Raw genomic sequence first — 16,521 nt, 5'->3', positions numbered from 1 at the left:
CGTCAGGGGAGTTGCCGATGTCCGCCACCGAGGCCCTTGGCCGGTTCCGCGCCGACGTGGGAGCCGCCGTCACGCGTGCCCGCCGTGCCGCCGGTGAGATCGGTGAACGCAACGCCAAGCTGCGGGAACGCACTCGTGACCTGGCCAGGCAGACCCGCGAACCCGGTGCTCGGGCCACCTCGGCGGACGTGCGGGAGGCGGCCGCCGGGTTCCGCGCAGACCGCGGACTGCCCGTCGTGGAGGTGCCGGATGCGGCCGTGCCGGCTCCAGTTGAGACGCAGCCGCCGGCCACTCTCGGTTCGGTCGCCGTCGCCGGTCCGAGTGGTCAGCTTCCCCGTGTGAGTGACGATGACGAGGACTTTTCGCAGTCGCGAATCCTTTACTGACACCTGGTTTCACCCGGAACCGTTTACTAGCGCAACTACTTCGAAAGAAGTCGCGACAGGGTGGAACCGACGTGGCAGGGTCCTCGTCGGAAGAGGCGTACCAACCAAGAAGTACGGCCTGAAGTTCTAGACAAGGGGGCTCTCCCGTGACCAGTTTCTCTCTTACGCCTTCAGACCTGGACGCTCTGGCGAAGCACATCTCCGAGGTCAACGACCAGACGCAGGGCACGCTTCGTGGAATTCGCAATGCCGCCGACGGTGTTGCGAGCGCCTGGTCGGGTGAGGCTGCGACGGCCTTCCAGAAGCTGATCGAGCGCTTCCAGGACGACGCGAACAAGGTGCAGGAGGCGCTGATGGAGATCTGCTCGCAGATCTCGAGCTCTTCGGACGTCTACAAGCGCAACGAGGAAGAGCAGAAGGGTGCGCTCGGCGGCATCGCCGGCCGTCTCGCCTGACCTGACCTCGTCGTCAACGCTTCACACCTTCAAGCTTTAGCTACTTCCAGGGGAGATTGATCATGGACGGAATCAAGGCCACTTTCGCCGAGATCGAGAGCGCCGGCTCGCAGATCAGCAGCGGCGCCTCGCAGGTTCAGCAGCAGCTGGACGACCTCAAGGCGCAGGTCGACAAGACCCTGGCGGCGTGGGAAGGCTCCGCGCAGGGCGCGTACCAGGCCTCGCAGGCCAAGTGGGCGCAGGCCGCGGGCGACCTGCAGGCCGTGCTCGCCGCCATCGGTACCGCCGTGCAGCAGGCCGCCGAGGCCTACCGCAACGCCGAGCAGCAGAACACGCAGCGCTGGGGCTAGAACCCGCCGCACTGCCGCTAGACCCTCGCGAGCCCCGGAACCACGTGGTCCGGGGCTCGCGTACGTCCGGGGGTGGCAGCTCACAGGGGGCCGTTTTGGTCCCCGCACCACCCATCCGGTATCTTCTTACGTTGTTGTGCGGTAGCTGGCGCCCGTGTGTGCCGCGCCTGTCTCGGAACCACCGCTTGGCACGTCCAAGATCGGTCTGGGGCAACCGCCGCAGTGACCCCAGACGCAAGTGACGACGAGGTAGATCCGTGCGCACGTACAGCCCGAAGCCCGGTGAGGTGACCCGCACCTGGCACGTGATCGACGCCCAGGACGTGGTGCTCGGCCGGCTCGCCACCCAGGCCGCGACGCTGCTGCGCGGCAAGCACAAGCCGACCTACGCCCCTCACGTTGACACCGGTGACTTCGTGGTCATCATCAACGCTGACAAGGTCGCCCTGACCGGCTCGAAGCGGGACCAGGAGTTCCAGTACCGCCACTCCGGCTTCCCCGGTGGTCTGCGCAAGCAGTCCTTCGGCGAGGTTCTGGACACGCGTCCGGACCGCCTGGTGGAGAAGGCGATCAAGGGCATGCTGCCCAAGAACCGCCTGGGCCGTCAGATCGCGAACAAGCTGAAGGTCTACAGCGGACCGAACCACCCGCACGCGGCCCAGCAGCCGCAGGCCTTCGAGATCAAGAAGATCGCCCAGTGAGCGACGAGTACACCGAGGAAGTTCCTGTGACCACCCCTGAGAACGAGACCCCTGACGCCGTCGAGGCCGTCGAGGTCGAGGCCGAGGTCGTCGAGGCTCCCGAGGCCGAGGCCGCTGAGGCTGAGGTCGTGGAGACCTCCGCGCCGGTGGTCGCGCCCTCGCTGAACGGCGCCGCGCACCTCGCGCAGACCGTCGGCCGCCGCAAGGAGGCCGTCGTCCGCGTCCGCCTCGTGCCCGGCACCGGCAAGTTCACCCTCAACGGCAAGGCCCTCGAGGACTACTTCCCGAACAAGGTGCACCAGCAGCTCATCAAGGAGCCGCTCGTCACCACCGAGAAGCCCGAGACCTTCGACGTCATCGCCAACCTGCGTGGCGGCGGCATCACCGGCCAGGCCGGTGCGCTGCGCCTCGCCATCGCGCGTGCGCTGATCGCCGTCGACTCCGAGGACCGCCCGGCGCTCAAGAAGGCCGGCTTCCTCACCCGTGACCCGAGGGTCAAGGAGCGCAAGAAGTACGGTCTGAAGAAGGCCCGCAAGGCGCCTCAGTACTCCAAGCGTTAATCAAGCTCCACAGCTGTACCTGCGGGAGCAGCAGTTCACCTCGAACTGCTGCTCCCGCAGTGTTTTCCGGGTCCTTTCCCGCCTCGCAGTGTGTCCATTTCGGAGGATTCATGGCCCGCCTGTTCGGCACCGACGGAGTGCGTGGTCTCGCCAACGCCGATCTCACCCCTGAGCTCGCGATGTCCGTCGCCGCCGCAGCGGCACGTGTGCTCGCCGAGCACGACCGTTCCCACCGCCCGGTCGCCGTCGTCGGCCGCGACCCCAGGGCGAGCAGCGAGATGCTCGACGCCGCGGTTACCGCGGGCCTCACCTCGGCCGGCGCGGACGTGCTGCGGGTCGGTGCGCTGCCCACGCCGGCCGTCGCCCACCTCGTCTCCGCGCTGGGCGCCGACATCGGTGTGATGATCTCCGCGTCGCACAACGCGATGCCGGACAACGGGATCAAGCTCTTCGCCGCGGGTGGTCACAAGCTGCCCGACGCGGTCGAGGACGAGATCGAGCAGCACATGGGCACGGGCTTCGAACGGCCCACCGGTGCCGCGATCGGCCGGGTCCGCGACGTCCTCGACGCCGAGACCCAGTACGTCGAGCACCTGCTCAAGGTCACGCCGCACCGCCTCGACGGCCTCAAGGTCGTGGTGGACTGCGCGAACGGTGCCGCGTCGGTGGCCGCACCGGACGCGTACCGCCGCGCCGGGGCCGAGGTGATCGCGATCAACGCGACCCCGGACGGCCTCAACATCAACGACGGCTGTGGCTCGACGCACATCGACGTCGTGGCCGCCGCGGTCCGCGAGCACGGTGCCGACCTGGGCATCGCGCACGACGGTGACGCCGACCGCTGCCTCGCCGTGGACGCCGAGGGCAACATCGTCGACGGTGACCAGATCCTCGCGATCCTCGCGCTCGCGATGCGCGACGCCGGCGAGCTGTACGAGGACACGCTCGTCGCCACGGTGATGAGCAACCTCGGCCTGCACATCGCCATGCGGGAGGCGAACATCCGCCTGCGCACCACCGCGGTCGGTGACCGGTACGTGCTGCAGGACCTCAAGGCCGGCGGTTTCTCGCTCGGCGGCGAGCAGTCCGGTCACGTGGTGCTGCCCGCGCACGCCACCACGGGCGACGGTCTGCTCACCGCGTTGCGCCTGATGGCCCGCATGGCCGAGACCGGCAAGTCGCTGGCGGACCTCGCCGCGGTGATGCGCCGCCTGCCGCAGGTCCTGATCAACGTGAAGGTCTCGGACAAGGCCGCCGTCGCCAAGGCCGCGTCGGTCAGCGAGGCGGTGGCCGCGGTCGAGGCCGAGCTGGGTGACACCGGCCGCGTGCTGCTGCGCCCGTCCGGAACCGAGCAGCTCGTGCGGGTGATGGTCGAGGCCACCAGCCACGAACAGGCGGAGTCCGCCGCGCAGCGCCTCGCGGGTGTGGTTTCCTCGGTGCACTGAGGATCTCGGAGGACTCGTGGCTATCTGGTTGGTGCTGATCTTCCTGCTCGTCCTGGTGGTCGGCGCGGTGGTGCTGGTGGTCGTGCTGACCACCAGGAAGAAGCCCGCGCAGCCGCCGTATCCCCCGCAGCAGGGGTACCCGTACCAGCAGCAACAGCAGTTCCCGCCGGGGCAGCAGGGCTACCCGCAGCCCCCGCCTCCTCCCGGTCACCAGCCGTACCCGCCGCAGGGGCAGCAGCCTCCCGCGCCGGGCGGCTGGTGACCGCCTGGCCGACAGCGGCGGCACCCGACCGGTGTGATCATCGGCGGGTGCCGCCGAATGGCTGTTTACTAAGGCAACCGACATCACGGAGCGCAGGTCAGCGTGTGAGCTGAGCTGGCACTGTATGGCGGAACCCGGCTGAGCCGAACTGCGTCAGATCGGGGACAAGGGGAGGCAGGAGCACATGTCTGGCTTTCAGGCCAACGCCGGCGAAATGATGTCGTCCGCGACGACCATTCAGGGCATCGCGACCGAAATCGAGAACTACAAGGCGAAGATCACCGCCACTTCCGTGGTCGCGAAGGACTTCGGTCGCGCGCACGAGACGAGTGGGGGCAAGTACGTCGCCGGCCTGCCGAAGCTGGGCGAGGCGATCGCCGCGTACTCCGCGGCGATGAAGGGCCTCTCGGACAAGCTGCGCGAGTCGGCCAACGGCTACGCGTGGACCGAAGAGGCCAACGCCGCCAAGGTCAACAAGCAGGGAAGGTAGTCGCGGATGCCCAGCTGGGAAGAAGTCAAGAAGCTCTGCGACAACCCCGAAGTCCCCATTGACCAGAAGAAGGCCTTGCTGCAGGCGTACTACGCCACCGAGGCCCGCGACAACCCGTTCGGCACGTTCAACGACGAGCTCGAGGACTACCTCGACAACTACGACATCTCCTGGGGAGATGGTCAGTGGCAGGCCTTCAAGGACACGATGCCTTGGGCCGACAGCTCGGACGACCGGCTGAACAAGGCCTACGACGACGCGAAGAAGTCGGGCGAGGCCGGCCAGAAGAAGATCGACGACTACAACAACTCCAAGAAGGCCGGCCAGGACGCGCTGGACCAGTCCGAGCAGCGCGCCGCCGACGGTGGCGCGGGCGTCGCCAACTCCAACGAGCTGCTCGACGCGGGCATGCCCGGCCTCAAGTACTTCGAGAACTTCCTCCCGGTCTACCAGGAGGCGAAGTCGGTCATCGGCGTCGGCGCGGACGTCAACACCGACTACGGCAACGTCAAGAAGCTCTACGAAGAGCAGCGCGACATCGACTTCCACAAGATCGACGTGGACATCGTCGAGATGCGGCAGATCTCCACCGATCTGCGCACCCAGCAGGCCGACTCCGAGAAGTCGATGTCGAAGCTGTGGTCGACCTGGGACGGCAAGGCCGCGGACAACTCCCGCGCCTTCGTCGCCGACTTCTCCAAGAAGGCGGCGGCCGTCGCGGACGGCGTCAACCACATCGCCGACGCGACGCGCCTCGCGTGCCACACCGTTTCGCAGCTGGTGAACGACAAGGCGAGCACCGTGCTGAACGGGGTGGGCAGCCCGTTCGACATCGCCGGCAAGACGCCGCCGCAGATCCGCGAGATCGTGCAGGCCGCGGACAGCGAGGACGAGGGCGTGCTCAAGCGCGCTGCCGGGTACGTCGGCATCAAGATCGACGACGAGGCGTGCGACGGCGACGTGTGGAAGGGCGAGGTGCGCAAGGGCTGCCGCGAGTGGCTGCAGGGCACCTTCCACAAGGACGTCAGCGAGAAGTACAAGAACTTCGAGGACCTCTGCAAGAACACGAAGAAGGCCGTCGACGACGCGTGGAACGCGCTCGGCGCCGAGATCGACAAGATCAACACCAAGCCGTTCGACCCGGCCAAGGAAGAAAAGCCCGCCGAGAAGCCCGGTGACAACGGCGGCGGTGGTGGCGGTGGCAAGAACCACGGCGGCGGCGGTGGCGGTGGCGGCGGCTCGACCGGTGGTGGCGGCGGTGGGGGCGGTGGCATGCCCGAGATCCCCAAGCCGGAGAACCCGCTCGACAAGAACGGCGACGGCAAGCCGGACATCCCCGGCGACACCGACGGTGACGGCAAGGTCGACGACCTCGACGGCGACGGCAAGCCGGACCACCCGCAGCAGCAGCCGAAGCACGAGGAGAAGCTCGAGTCCGTCACGGTGAAGGCGGGCGACAACACGATCAAGGTCACGGAGCCCGACTCGAACGGGCACGTGAAGATGACGATCGACACGCCCAAGGGCGACCCGAAGACCTACGACCTCGACTTCAGCAAGAACCCCGAGGCCGCCAAGGCGCTGATGGGCCAGAACGGCACGCAGGCCGTCACGGCCATGGCCAACCAGCTCACCGGCACGGCGACCCAGGGCGGCCCGCAGGCACCGGGAACGCACGCACCGGTCGCCGGGAACACGCCCGTGGCACCCGGTGGCGCGCCCGGTTCGGAGTCGAACCCGATCCCGGTCGAGGTCGGCGCCGACGGCAAGATCCACATCGAGCAGGACGGCGTCAGCTTCACCGCCGAGGTCGACCCGAAGACCGGCGAGATCAACCTGGTCGCGGACAACGGCGACGGCACGCCCGACCAGATCGGCGTGGCCTTCGGTGAGGACGACAACCCCGCCGCGGGCGCTGAGGGCAAGCTCGACCCGGCGGGCGCCGGTGGCGGCATGGCCGACGGCCAGCGGCTCAACCAGCCGCTGAACCTCCCAGAGCAGGACTTTCCGCGACCGGTCGAGGGCGAGTTCCAGACGATGCCCGCGCCCGCCCAGGGCGAGTTCCAGACCATGCCTGCCCAGGCCGAACAGGTCTGGAGCCCGCCGGGGCAGGAGACCCCGAACGTGGCCGAGCGCTTCCAGGAGTCGATGGGCCGCAGCTACATCGAGGACAACGGCATCATGCCGAACGTCGGCGAGCACCGGGGCCCCGGCGAGGGGCCGCAGTTCACCCACGCCGTGGCCTCGGACAGCACGTCGACGTCCGGCGTCTCGTTCACCGGCGGCGGCTCGTCGGGCCACGAGTCGGTGCTCGGCGGATCGGCTCCGGCCGACAGCGCGTGGAGCACGCCGTCCCACAGCGACAACGGCGTCGCGTTCGACACGAACGCCTCCGAGGCGGGCCAGGCCGGTTCCGCGAACCTGCCGACGATGCAGGACGGTCACGGCCAGCCCACCTCCGGTCCCGCGGCCGGCGGCATGATGGGCGGCGGGATGATGGGCGGCGGCGGCATGATGGGTGGTGCCGGCGGCCACGGCGGTCAGCAGGGCGGCGACACCGAGCGCGGCGCGAGCCAGTGGCGCACCACCGGTTCGCTGTTCGACGAGGACAACAGCAACCCGTTGAGCGGCGCCCAGGGCGTGCTCAGCGGCGATGACGGCAACCGGGGTGGTCAGTGGTGAGCGATCTCGACCTCGCCGCGTTCAAGGCGAAGCTCGCGGGCATCGAGTCGGAGCACTCGTCGCGCATGGCGGACGTCCGGCAGAAGTTCGACGAGTCGACCAAGGCGACTCAGGAGAGCCACGACAAGTTCGCCGACCGCAAGCAGCGGCTCACCGAGCGGTTGCGCGAGATGGCGCGCAACCAGCGCGGCGACGGTCAGCAGAAGAACGGCAACAAGGAGCTCTCCTTCGGGCTGGAGGACGAGACCGCGGCACCGCACGACGACCTGGCGGAAGAGCTCGCGCAGATCGAGCGGGAACGGCAGGAACGTGAGCTGCGCGCCCAGTCGCAGGCCTTCATGAACGCATCGGAGGCGCCGCAGCGGCACGTGCGCCAGCCTCCCGCCGTCCAGCAACCGCTGGTACCTCCGCCTCCGCCGGTCCGCCAGCCGCCACCGCCGCCACGCCGGCCGCAGCGCCCGGTCGTCGACGATGACGACGACCTCAGCAACCAGAGCTGGCTCTCCTGAACGACCAACGCCCCCAGGTCCGACGACCTGGGGGCGTTGTCGTGCTCAGCGCGGCGGTCCGTAGCCGGGCGGCGGCTGCTGCGGCGGGAACTGCTGTGGTGGGTACTGCGGCGGGAACTGCTGCTGGGGCGGGAACGGCGGCTGGGCGGCGGGTTTCAGCGCGTTGGTCACCGGCGGCAGGATCGCCAGCACTCCGACGACGAGCGTGAGCCCGGCCGCGATGTAGTTGTCGCTGGTCCCGCTCCAGCCGAGCTGGTGGTAGTAGAGGAAGTGGGCGACGGCGGCGAGCACGGCCACCAGCACGGCACCGGCGACGAGGAACGCGCCGGGCAGCTTGCGCAGCACGATCAGCAGGGCGCCGAAGACCAGCACCACCGCCGCGAGCAGCTTGAGCACCATGTCGGCGATGCTCAACGGCACCAGCAGGTCGCCGTTGCCGCCAGTTCTCGCCAGCAGTCTCGCGACGACGTCCGGCTCCGCCTCGTGCGGAGGTTCGATGACGATCCGCATCACGCCGAGGATCGCCCAGTACACGGCGACCCCGATCGCGCCCACCGCGGCCACGACGGCCAGCGCGAAGTTCCCGCGCTTCGGCGCCGGCGGTGGCGGACCCCACTGCTGTTGCTGCGGCTGGTGCCAGCCTCGGTTCTGCTCTCCCGGCATCACGGGGAGCACGCTAGCGCTGACGCAGCGCCGCTCGCTGGAAGATGAGGTTCGCGTTCTTCAGATCGCCGTCGAGCAGCTCGTCGTACGTGCGCTCACCGGTCAGCACCCGCAGCAGGAACGCGGTCACGAAGGCCCGCCCGAGCTTGTGCGATCCCCGTTCTGCGCGCCCGTCGAGCAGGAGCTCGCTCCAGTGCCGCCCCTCGGTGAACCCGAGGTGCGAAGCCTTGGGCAGCAGCCGCAGCTGCACGGGGCCGCCCCACGCCTGGGCGATCGCCTCGGCGTGCCCGACCGGCGGCGCGATCCGGTCCTCACCGGCCGCGAGGTGCAGGCCGGGCACTCGGACGTCCCGCGCGGCGTCCAGTGCGGACGGACGGGTCTCCGTTGCGGCCAATGTCACAACGGCCCGGACGTGATCGGCTTCCGAGGCCGCCAGCACCGCCGCGCCGCCGCCCATCGAGTGCCCGGCCAGTGCGAGGCGGGCCGGGTCGACGCTGATGTCCCCGGTTCCCAGCCGCACGCCGGTGCAGATGTCCAAAGTGGTCAGCAGGTTCGCCGCCAGCACCCGCGACGACAGCAGCGGCCCGCGCTCCACGGCAGGTGCCGCGGCGACGACGCCCCACGACGCCAGGTGCCGCAAAAGCCCGTGGTAGCGGCGAACGGGCTGCATCCAGCCGTGTCCGAAGGCGACGGCGGGCAGGCCCAGACCGGCGGTGGGCGTGAAGATCACTCCGGGCAGGCCGACGAGCGCGAGGTCGCCGCGCAGCACCGGGTGCGGACCGGGCCTGCTGAGCTGCTCCAGGGCCTGTTTCGCGGTCAGCGTGATCACGCGGCGAGCCATGGGGTGAACCGTAGTCGATCCTGTCGCGCGCACCACACCTGAGATTGGTCTACACCATACGGGCTTTTGACCAGCACAAACAGCGCGTCACCACTCATTAGGGTTAGCGGCGTGGTCTAGCTAGTCTGTTTCCCGTGTGCGGAATCGTGGGATACGTGGGTCACCGGGCAGCGCTCGACGTCGTCCTGGACGGGCTGAGGCGGCTCGAGTACCGGGGTTACGACTCGGCAGGCGTCGCGGTCATCAACGAGGGCGACCTCGCCGTCGAGCGCAAGGCGGGCCGGCTGCAGAACCTGGAGACGAGGCTCGACGAGGTGGGCCGCGACAACTTCGCGGGCACCGTCGGCATGGGGCACACGCGGTGGGCGACGCACGGCGCGCCGATCGACCGCAACAGCCACCCGCACCGCGACGCGACGAACCGCGTCGCCGTGGTGCACAACGGCATCATCGAGAACTTCGCCGCGCTGCGCGCCGAGCTCGAAGGCCTCGGCGTCGAGATGGCGTCCGACACCGACACCGAGACGGTCGCGCACCTCGTGGCGTTCGCCTACGCCGAGGGCGACACGAAGGGCGACCTGCCTGCCAGCGTGCGCAAGATCGTGCGCCGCCTCGAAGGCGCGTTCACCCTCGTGTTCACGCACGCCGACGAGCCGGACCAGGTCGTCGCCGCCCGCCGCAACTCCCCGCTGGTCGTGGGGGTCGGCGAGGGCGAGCACTTCGTGGCGAGCGACGTCTCCGCGTTCATCGCGCACACCAAGGAGGCCGTCGAGCTGGGTCAGGACCAGATGGTCGTGATCACCCGCGACGGCTACGAGGTCACCGACTTCGACGGCGAGCCGGCCGACGCCAAGCCGTTCACGGTCAACTGGGACCTCAGCGCCGCCGAGAAGGGCGGCCACGAGTACTTCATGCTCAAGGAGATCGAGGAGCAGCCGGACGCGCTGGCCAACACGCTGCGCGGCCACTTCTCGAACGGCCGGATCGTGCTCGACGAGCAGCGCCTGTCCGACCAGGACCTGCGTGACGTCGACAAGGTCTTCGTCGTCGCCTGCGGTTCCGCCTACCACTCCGGTCTCGTCGCGAAGTACGCGATCGAGCACTGGACCCGCCTGCCCGTCGAGGTCGAGCTCGCCTCGGAGTTCCGCTACCGCGACCCGGTGCTCGACCGCGACACGCTCGTCGTCGCCGTGTCGCAGTCCGGCGAGACCGCCGACACGCTGGAGGCCGTGCGCCACGCCCGTGCGCAGAAGGCCCGCGTGCTGGCCGTCTGCAACACCAACGGCGCGCAGATCCCGCGCGAGTCCGACGCCGTGCTCTACACGCACGCCGGTCCGGAGATCGGTGTCGCGTCGACGAAGGCGTTCCTCGCCCAGATCGCGGCGAACTACCTGGTCGGCCTGGCCCTGGCGCAGGCACGCGGCACCAAGTACCCGGACGAGGTCGCCCGCGAGTTCCACGAGCTGGAGGCCATGCCCGAGGCCGTGCAGCGCGTGCTCGGCACCGTCGAGCAGGTCCGCGCCCTGGGCCGTGAGCTGGCCGACTCGAAGGCGGTGCTGTTCCTCGGCCGCCACGTCGGCTACCCGGTGGCGCTGGAGGGCGCGCTCAAGCTCAAGGAGCTCGCCTACATGCACGCCGAGGGCTTCGCCGCCGGTGAGCTCAAGCACGGCCCGATCGCGCTGATCGAGGAGAACCTCCCGGTCGTCGTGGTCATGCCGTCGCCGAAGGGCCGTGCCGTCCTGCACTCGAAGCTGGTGTCGAACATCAGCGAGATCCAGGCCCGCGGCGCCCGCACGATCGTGATCGCCGAGGAGGGCGACGAGACCGTGCGCCCGTTCGCCGACCACCTGATCGAGATCCCGGCCGTCCCGACCCTGCTGCAGCCGCTCATCTCGACGGTCCCGCTGCAGGTGCTCGCCGCCGAGATCGCGCGCAGCCGCGGCTACGACGTCGACAAGCCCCGCAACCTGGCGAAGTCCGTTACGGTCGAGTGAGTGAGAGGCGTCTGGCACACCGAACGCGTCAAGTCCGCTGAAGAGGAGCTCATGGCGGTGGTCCCGCCGGGCTCGCTGATGCGCAAGGCCGCGTTCGGTGTGGCCACCCACGCCCTCAGGCTTTTGCGCGGACGTCGCCGCGTGACGTTGCTCGTGGGTGCGGGCAACAACGGCGGCGACGCTCTCTGGGCCGGATGTTTCCTGCGCCGTCGTGGTGTCGCGGTGTCCGCCGTCCTGCTCAACCCGGCCAAGGCGCACGCCGAAGGGCTCGCGGCCTTCCGCCGCGCCGGCGGCCGGATCGTCTCCGAGGTCGGGTCACCGGACCTGGTGATCGACGGCATCGTGGGGCTCTCGGCACGCGGTCCGCTGCGCCCCGACGCCGCCGCGCTGGTCGACTCGGTTCGCGCGCCGATCCTGGCCGTCGACCTGCCGAGCGGCATCGACCCGGACACCGGTGAGATCTCCGGGCCGTTCGTGCGAGCCCACACGACGGTCACCTTCGGCTGCCTGAAGCCGGTGCACGCGCTGGCCGAGTGCGGCGACGTGCGGCTGGTCGACATCGGCCTGCGGCCGGCGGACCCCGACTTCGTGCTGCTCGACCGCGCGGACATCGCCTGGCCGGTGCCGGGCCCGTCCGACGACAAGTACACCCAGGGCGTCACGGGCGTGGCGGCCGGCAGCGCGACGTATCCGGGCGCCGCCGTGCTGTCCACGGGCGCTGCCGTGCTGGCCACGTCGGGCATGGTCCGGTACGCCGGTCCCGCCGCGGACGCGATCCGCGCACGCTGGCCCGAGACGATCTGCACCGGCTCGATCACCGACGCCGGCCGCGTCCAGGCCTGGGTGGCCGGCCCCGGCATGGGCACCGGACCGTCGTCGGCGGAGGTGCTGCGGTTCGTGCTGGACGCCGGGGTGCCGGTGATCGCCGACGCGGACGCGATCACGTTGCTCGCCCAGCACCCCGAGCTGTGGGACGCCCGCGACCCGGACACCCCACTAGTGCTGACCCCGCACGACCGCGAGTTCGAACGACTGGCCGGACCGGTGGGCGCGGACCGCGTCGCGGCGGCGCGCAAGGCAGCTCAGCGGTTCAACGCCGTGGTGCTGCTCAAGGGCCATCGGACCGTGGTGGCGGCGCCGGATGGACGGGCGCTGGTCAACTCGGCGACCTCGTCGTGGCCCGCGACGGCCGGGTCCGGGGACGTGCTGTCCGGGATCATCGGCGCGTTGCTCGCCGCCGGCGTGGACCCGTTCCTGGCAGCCGGGTACGCGGCGTACGCGCACGTGCTGGCGGCGGAGCTGGCGGCTGACGGCGCGCCGGTGCCGTCGTCGGGGCTGATGGCGGCGATCCCGGACGCGATCCGTGCGATCCGAGGCCGTTAGACCACCGAGAAGCCCGCGGTCAGCTCCCGCCTGCCGGTCAGCGCCAGCAGGACCTGCCGGCCGTCGCCGGTGACCGCTGCCAGCCGGGCGGCCAGCGCGGCCGACTCGGCGAGCGCGTCGACGGGCAGGTCGACCGGCACGTTCGCCGCCATGGCGATGTCCATGCCGTGCACGACCAGCTCGAACGTTCTGGTGGGCAGCCACTGGGCCAGTCGCATGCCGCCGGCCGACGTGGTGACCAGCAGGTCCGGATCGGCGACGGTGACGGCGGCGACCGCACGTTCGGCGAACTGCCGGACCGGGCCTGCGGGCTGATCGCCCAGGCGCGCGCCCCACTCCCCGGCGTCCGCGCCGGACAGAGCGACGACGGCCTGGTGGACGGCAGGGTCGATGGTCTTCGCCAGGGCGTAGTAGGCCTCCGGCGTGGCGATGTCCTCGGTGGTGGCCGGCTGGTCGAGCGCCTCGGTGACCTTGACGAGCCCGGCCGAGACGGTGTGGCCGATCAGGTCGCGCAAAGTCCAGTCGCCGAGGCCCGGCCCGGGAAGACGGTCGACGGGCAGCGCGTCCATCAGGTCGGCGAAGGCGTGTGCGGTTGCGCTGAAGATCTGCTGTGCGGCCATGCCGTCAGCGTCGCAAAGTCCGTGCCACCGCAGCCCGTGCTTCGCGCACGGTGAACGTGGCGGCGTGTGCGAGTTGCGCCATAGTCCCTGTTCGCGGCTGTCATGGCACGATGAACAGGTTATGGCCCGTTCAGAAGTGGTTGTCGACCTCGGTGCGTTGCGGCACAACGTCGCACTGCTGTCGAGCCTTGCCCCCAGCTCCGAGACGATGGCCGTCGTCAAGGCGGACGGCTACGGTCACGGCGCGGTGGAGGTCGCCAGGGCGGCGCTGGAAGCCGGCGCGACCTGGCTCGGTTCCTGCTCCACCCAGGAGGCCCTCGCGCTGCGCGCGGCCGGCATCCGCGCCCCGATCCTGGCCTGGCTCGACGCACCGGATGAGGACCTGGCCGCCGGCGTCGCGGCCGACGTCGACCTGTCCGTGTCGTCGATCTCGGACCTGCGCCGGGTCGAGCAGGCGGCCGAGGAGGCCGACGCGCGACCCCGGATCCACCTGAAGATCGACACCGGGCTGAGCCGCAACGGCTGCCAGCCGCACGACTGGCCGGAACTGGTCGAACAGGCCCGCAAGCACGAGGTCGTCGCGGTCTGGTCGCACCTCGCGTGCGCCGACGAGATCGGCCACCCGTCGGTCGACCTGCAGGCCAAGCGGTTCGACGACGCCTACGAGGTGGCGAAGGCCCACGGTCTCGACCCGAAGAGGCACATCGCGAACTCGGCCGCCCTCCTCACGCGCCCCGACCTGCACTTCGACCTCGTCCGGCCGGGCATCGCGATGTACGGGCTGAACCCGGTGCCGACCGGCCACGACCTGCGCCCGGTGATGAGCTACCGGTCGCACGTGGCGCTCACGAAACGTATCCCCGCCGGCGAGTCGGTCTCCTACGGGATGACATGGACCGCGCAGAAGGACACGACGCTGGCACTGGTGCCCGCCGGGTACGCGGACGGTGTCCCGAGGGCGCTCTCCGGCCGGATGGAGGTGCTCCTGGAGGGGAAGCGCCGCCCGGTGGTCGGGCGTGTCTGCATGGACCAGATCGTCGTGGACTGCGGGGACGACGAGATTGCCGAGGGTGCCGAGGTCGTCCTGTTCGGCGACGGGAGCCGGGGGGAGCCGACGGCGACGGAGTGGGCGGAGCTGACCGGGACGATCGACTACGAGATCGTCTGCGGGATGTACCGGCCGCGGGTGCGGAGGATCTACACGTGAAGCCGGTGTGGAAGGTCGTCGGGTGGGTCGGTGGCGCGCTCGGTGCCGCCGTCGCCGGTGCCGCGGTGGCGCAGACGGCGAAGGTGTCGCACGAGCGCAAGACGGCCACCGACAGCCTCGCCGACGAGCCGTTAGGCGCGCTGCGGCCCGATCGCGAGTCGACCGTGGCCGCGGACGACGGCGTGCCGATCTCCGTGGAGGAGGTCGACCCCGGTGACGGTGGCGCCGCCGACATCACCGTGGTGCTGGTGCACGGGTTCGCGCTGGACCGCCGCTGCTGGCACTTCCAGCGCCGCGATCTCGCGGAGCTGCTCGACCCGCGCGTCCACCAGGTGCTCTACGACCAGCGTTCGCACGGCCGGTCCGGCAGGTCCTCCGCCGAGGGCAGCACGATCGAGCAGCTGGCGCTCGACCTCGACGCGGTGATCCGCTCGGTCGTGCCGGAGGGGCCGCTCGTGCTCGTCGGCCACTCGATGGGCGGCATGACGATCATGGCCCTGGCCGAGAGCCGGCCGGAGCTCTTCGCCGAACGGGTGCGCGGTGTCGCGTTGATCGGCACGGCCGCCGGAGCCGTGGGCGGCGCAGGGCTGCCGAAGTCCGTGCTCTCGCGCTACAACCCGGTGACGCTCGGCATCGGCCGCCTCGCCGGGGTGCAGCCCGCGCTCGTCGAATGGGTCCGGCGCGGTGCGAAAACCCTCACCTGGAGCGGCATTCGCGCGCTGGCGTTCGGTGACCGCAAGGTGGCTCCGTCCCTTGTGGACCTGATGGAGAAGATGATCAACGGGACGACGGTGAAGGTGCTCACCGAGTTTCTGGAGACCCTCGGCACGCACGACCGCTACCGGGCGCTGGCGGGCCTGCGGCACTGCGAGGTGCTCATCCTGAGCGGCGACGCGGACAAGCTCACGCCGTTCTCGCACGCCGAGCGGATGGCCGAGGAGATGCCCCACGCCACCCTCGTCCGGGCCCCCGGTGCCGGGCACATGGTGATGATGGAGCAGGCTGATCTCGTCAACGACCATCTGGTCGCGCTGGTCGAACGGTGCGCGGCCGATCGCGGAGAGAGTCGGAAGAAGTGGTGGCGCCGAGCGTGAAGACCGTCGAACTGCCCCTGGTGGAAGACACCGAGGAGTTCGGCCGCAAGCTGGGTGAAGTCGTGCGGGCGGGCGACCTGCTGCTGCTCGCCGGGCCGTTGGGTGCCGGGAAGACGGCACTGGTGCGCGGGCTCGCGCGCGGCCTCGGGGTGCAGGGCAGGGTGTCGTCGCCGACGTTCGTCATCGCCCGCGTCCACGAGCCCGCGGAGGGCGGCCGGGGCGTGCCGCTGGTGCACGTCGACGCGTACCGGCTCGGGGGTCACCTGGACGAGTTGGACGATCTTGATCTGGACACGGACCTGGTCGACGCCGTGGTCGCCGTCGAGTGGGGCGAGGGCGTCGCGGAACGCCTGAGCGAAGATCATCTCCTCATCCGGCTGGAGCGCGGAATCGACGACGTTCGCACGGCTCAGCTGATCCCGCACGGCGAGTGGGCGGCTCGTGACCTCCCCGTGTGACGATGATCAGCGCATGGGGTGACGTCCATTAAGGACAGAGCGTGACGAGCCGATGAAACTTGCATGATCAAGAAGATGCTTGTTGCGACTGCTGTCATCGGTGGCGCCATGCTGGTCGCCGCGTCCCCCGCCTCGGCCGGCGAGGGGCACGACCACGGCCGCTCCGGCCACGGCATCAGCATCGCGGACAACCTGTGTGCCGCTCCGTGGCAGTGGAACGGCCCGTTCTCGCTGCTGCACGAGGGCCACGCGCCCGGCTACGCCGCGTGCAACGACAACTCGGCCGCTGGTGGCTCGGACATCAGCATCGCCAACAACGCCTGCCTGCTGCCGTGGCAGTGGAACGGCCCGCTGGAGATCTTCACGGTCGACCACGCGCCGTCCTACGTCGCCTGCAACGGCAACTCGGCGGGCTGATCGA

19 protein-coding genes are annotated in these 16,521 nt (G+C 70.1%); 16 read left to right on the top strand and 3 right to left on the bottom strand.

Annotated features, from left to right (window positions below; translation table 11 throughout):
- Window positions 1–17: 17 nt before the first annotated feature.
- The 10 genes from ACWEIJ_RS02760 (at window position 18) to ACWEIJ_RS02715 (ending at window position 7,840) form a co-directional block, all read left to right on the top strand.
- A complete protein-coding gene (locus ACWEIJ_RS02760; RefSeq protein ID WP_449835472.1) occupies window positions 18–386 on the top strand; it encodes a hypothetical protein in 369 nt (122 codons plus the stop codon).
- Between the two features lie 146 nt (window positions 387–532).
- Entirely contained in the window at window positions 533–841 is a 309-nt protein-coding gene (locus ACWEIJ_RS02755) for a WXG100 family type VII secretion target (protein WP_449835471.1), read from the top strand.
- Between the two features lie 62 nt (window positions 842–903).
- A complete protein-coding gene (locus tag ACWEIJ_RS02750; RefSeq protein ID WP_449835470.1) occupies window positions 904–1,191 on the top strand; it encodes a WXG100 family type VII secretion target in 288 nt (95 codons plus the stop codon).
- A gap of 257 nt (window positions 1,192–1,448) precedes the next feature.
- Window positions 1,449–1,892, top strand: a complete 444-nt coding sequence (gene rplM / locus ACWEIJ_RS02745) for a 50S ribosomal protein L13 (protein ID WP_030472013.1) — start codon at window positions 1,449–1,451, stop codon at window positions 1,890–1,892.
- 26 nt (window positions 1,893–1,918) lie between these two features.
- Window positions 1,919–2,452 (top strand): 30S ribosomal protein S9, encoded by a 534-nt coding sequence (gene rpsI, locus ACWEIJ_RS02740; RefSeq protein WP_449835469.1) that lies wholly within the window; start codon window positions 1,919–1,921, stop codon window positions 2,450–2,452.
- Between the two features lie 110 nt (window positions 2,453–2,562).
- Window positions 2,563–3,897, top strand: a complete 1,335-nt coding sequence (glmM, locus tag ACWEIJ_RS02735; protein ID WP_449835468.1) for a phosphoglucosamine mutase — start codon at window positions 2,563–2,565, stop codon at window positions 3,895–3,897.
- A gap of 16 nt (window positions 3,898–3,913) precedes the next feature.
- Window positions 3,914–4,159 carry a hypothetical protein gene (locus tag ACWEIJ_RS02730; RefSeq protein WP_449835467.1) on the top strand — a complete coding sequence of 82 codons (246 nt, stop codon included), beginning with the start codon at window positions 3,914–3,916 and terminating at the stop codon, window positions 4,157–4,159.
- A 184-nt stretch (window positions 4,160–4,343) separates the two neighbouring features.
- On the top strand, window positions 4,344–4,649 hold the full coding sequence (locus ACWEIJ_RS02725) for a type VII secretion target (protein WP_449835466.1): 306 nt from the start codon (window positions 4,344–4,346) through the stop codon (window positions 4,647–4,649).
- A gap of 6 nt (window positions 4,650–4,655) precedes the next feature.
- A complete protein-coding gene (locus ACWEIJ_RS02720; RefSeq protein ID WP_449835465.1) occupies window positions 4,656–7,331 on the top strand; it encodes a WXG100 family type VII secretion target in 2,676 nt (891 codons plus the stop codon).
- Window positions 7,328–7,840 (top strand): hypothetical protein, encoded by a 513-nt coding sequence (locus ACWEIJ_RS02715; protein ID WP_449835464.1) that lies wholly within the window; start codon window positions 7,328–7,330, stop codon window positions 7,838–7,840. Before ACWEIJ_RS02720 ends, ACWEIJ_RS02715 begins: the two co-directional genes overlap by 4 nt.
- Window positions 7,841–7,885: 45 nt before the next feature.
- Here the strand turns inward: ACWEIJ_RS02715 and ACWEIJ_RS02710 are convergent, their stop codons facing one another.
- Entirely contained in the window at window positions 7,886–8,506 is a 621-nt protein-coding gene (locus ACWEIJ_RS02710; RefSeq protein WP_449835463.1) for a hypothetical protein, read from the bottom strand.
- 10 nt (window positions 8,507–8,516) lie between these two features.
- A complete protein-coding gene (locus tag ACWEIJ_RS02705; protein ID WP_449835462.1) occupies window positions 8,517–9,344 on the bottom strand; it encodes a dienelactone hydrolase family protein in 828 nt (275 codons plus the stop codon).
- Between the two features lie 134 nt (window positions 9,345–9,478).
- Here ACWEIJ_RS02705 and glmS point away from each other — a divergent pair, with 134 nt between their 5' ends.
- On the top strand, window positions 9,479–11,338 hold the full coding sequence (gene glmS / locus ACWEIJ_RS02700; protein WP_449835461.1) for a glutamine--fructose-6-phosphate transaminase (isomerizing): 1,860 nt from the start codon (window positions 9,479–9,481) through the stop codon (window positions 11,336–11,338).
- Window positions 11,339–12,721 carry an NAD(P)H-hydrate dehydratase gene (locus tag ACWEIJ_RS02695; RefSeq protein ID WP_449835460.1) on the top strand — a complete coding sequence of 461 codons (1,383 nt, stop codon included), beginning with the start codon at window positions 11,339–11,341 and terminating at the stop codon, window positions 12,719–12,721.
- On the opposite strand, the gene ACWEIJ_RS02690 is transcribed toward ACWEIJ_RS02695, so the two are convergent.
- The gene (locus ACWEIJ_RS02690; protein WP_449835459.1) at window positions 12,718–13,341 is read right to left on the bottom strand and encodes a maleylpyruvate isomerase N-terminal domain-containing protein; all 624 of its coding nucleotides are present in this window, start codon (window positions 13,339–13,341) and stop codon (window positions 12,718–12,720) included. The two genes, ACWEIJ_RS02695 and ACWEIJ_RS02690, sit on opposite strands and share 4 nt — an antisense overlap.
- Before the next feature lie 121 nt (window positions 13,342–13,462).
- Between ACWEIJ_RS02690 and alr the strand changes: the two genes are divergently transcribed.
- From alr to ACWEIJ_RS02670, 4 genes are all read left to right on the top strand, one after another.
- Complete coding sequence (gene alr, locus ACWEIJ_RS02685) at window positions 13,463–14,548, top strand: alanine racemase (RefSeq protein WP_449835458.1); 1,086 nt, start codon at window positions 13,463–13,465, stop codon at window positions 14,546–14,548.
- Window positions 14,545–15,642 carry an alpha/beta fold hydrolase gene (locus tag ACWEIJ_RS02680; protein ID WP_449835457.1) on the top strand — a complete coding sequence of 366 codons (1,098 nt, stop codon included), beginning with the start codon at window positions 14,545–14,547 and terminating at the stop codon, window positions 15,640–15,642. Before alr ends, ACWEIJ_RS02680 begins: the two co-directional genes overlap by 4 nt.
- On the top strand, window positions 15,639–16,100 hold the full coding sequence (tsaE, locus tag ACWEIJ_RS02675) for a tRNA (adenosine(37)-N6)-threonylcarbamoyltransferase complex ATPase subunit type 1 TsaE (protein WP_449835456.1): 462 nt from the start codon (window positions 15,639–15,641) through the stop codon (window positions 16,098–16,100). The genes ACWEIJ_RS02680 and tsaE overlap by 4 nt, the downstream gene beginning before the upstream one ends.
- A gap of 75 nt (window positions 16,101–16,175) precedes the next feature.
- Window positions 16,176–16,517, top strand: a complete 342-nt coding sequence (locus ACWEIJ_RS02670; RefSeq protein WP_449835455.1) for a hypothetical protein — start codon at window positions 16,176–16,178, stop codon at window positions 16,515–16,517.
- The last annotated feature ends 4 nt before the right edge of the window (window positions 16,518–16,521 follow it).

This window comes from Lentzea sp. NPDC004789 (genome assembly GCF_053601075.1).
Note: the sequence above shows the minus strand (reverse complement) of the source record. Positions and strands in the feature narration are given on the sequence as shown.

Excerpts from the sequence above, each read along its gene's own strand:
- alr (WP_449835458.1), top strand. The coding sequence starts at position 13,463 with ATGGCCCGTTCAGAAGTGGTTGTCGACCTCGGTGCGTTGCGGCACAAC.
- ACWEIJ_RS02750 (WP_449835470.1), top strand. The coding sequence starts at position 904 with ATGGACGGAATCAAGGCCACTTTCGCCGAGATCGAGAGCGCCGGCTCG.
- ACWEIJ_RS02725 (WP_449835466.1), top strand. The coding sequence starts at position 4,344 with ATGTCTGGCTTTCAGGCCAACGCCGGCGAAATGATGTCGTCCGCGACG.
- ACWEIJ_RS02720 (WP_449835465.1), top strand. The coding sequence starts at position 4,656 with ATGCCCAGCTGGGAAGAAGTCAAGAAGCTCTGCGACAACCCCGAAGTC.
- glmM (WP_449835468.1), top strand. The coding sequence starts at position 2,563 with ATGGCCCGCCTGTTCGGCACCGACGGAGTGCGTGGTCTCGCCAACGCC.
- ACWEIJ_RS02690 (WP_449835459.1), bottom strand. The coding sequence starts at position 13,341 with ATGGCCGCACAGCAGATCTTCAGCGCAACCGCACACGCCTTCGCCGAC.
- ACWEIJ_RS02670 (WP_449835455.1), top strand. The coding sequence starts at position 16,176 with ATGCTTGTTGCGACTGCTGTCATCGGTGGCGCCATGCTGGTCGCCGCG.
- ACWEIJ_RS02760 (WP_449835472.1), top strand. The coding sequence starts at position 18 with ATGTCCGCCACCGAGGCCCTTGGCCGGTTCCGCGCCGACGTGGGAGCC.
- ACWEIJ_RS02705 (WP_449835462.1), bottom strand. The coding sequence starts at position 9,344 with ATGGCTCGCCGCGTGATCACGCTGACCGCGAAACAGGCCCTGGAGCAG.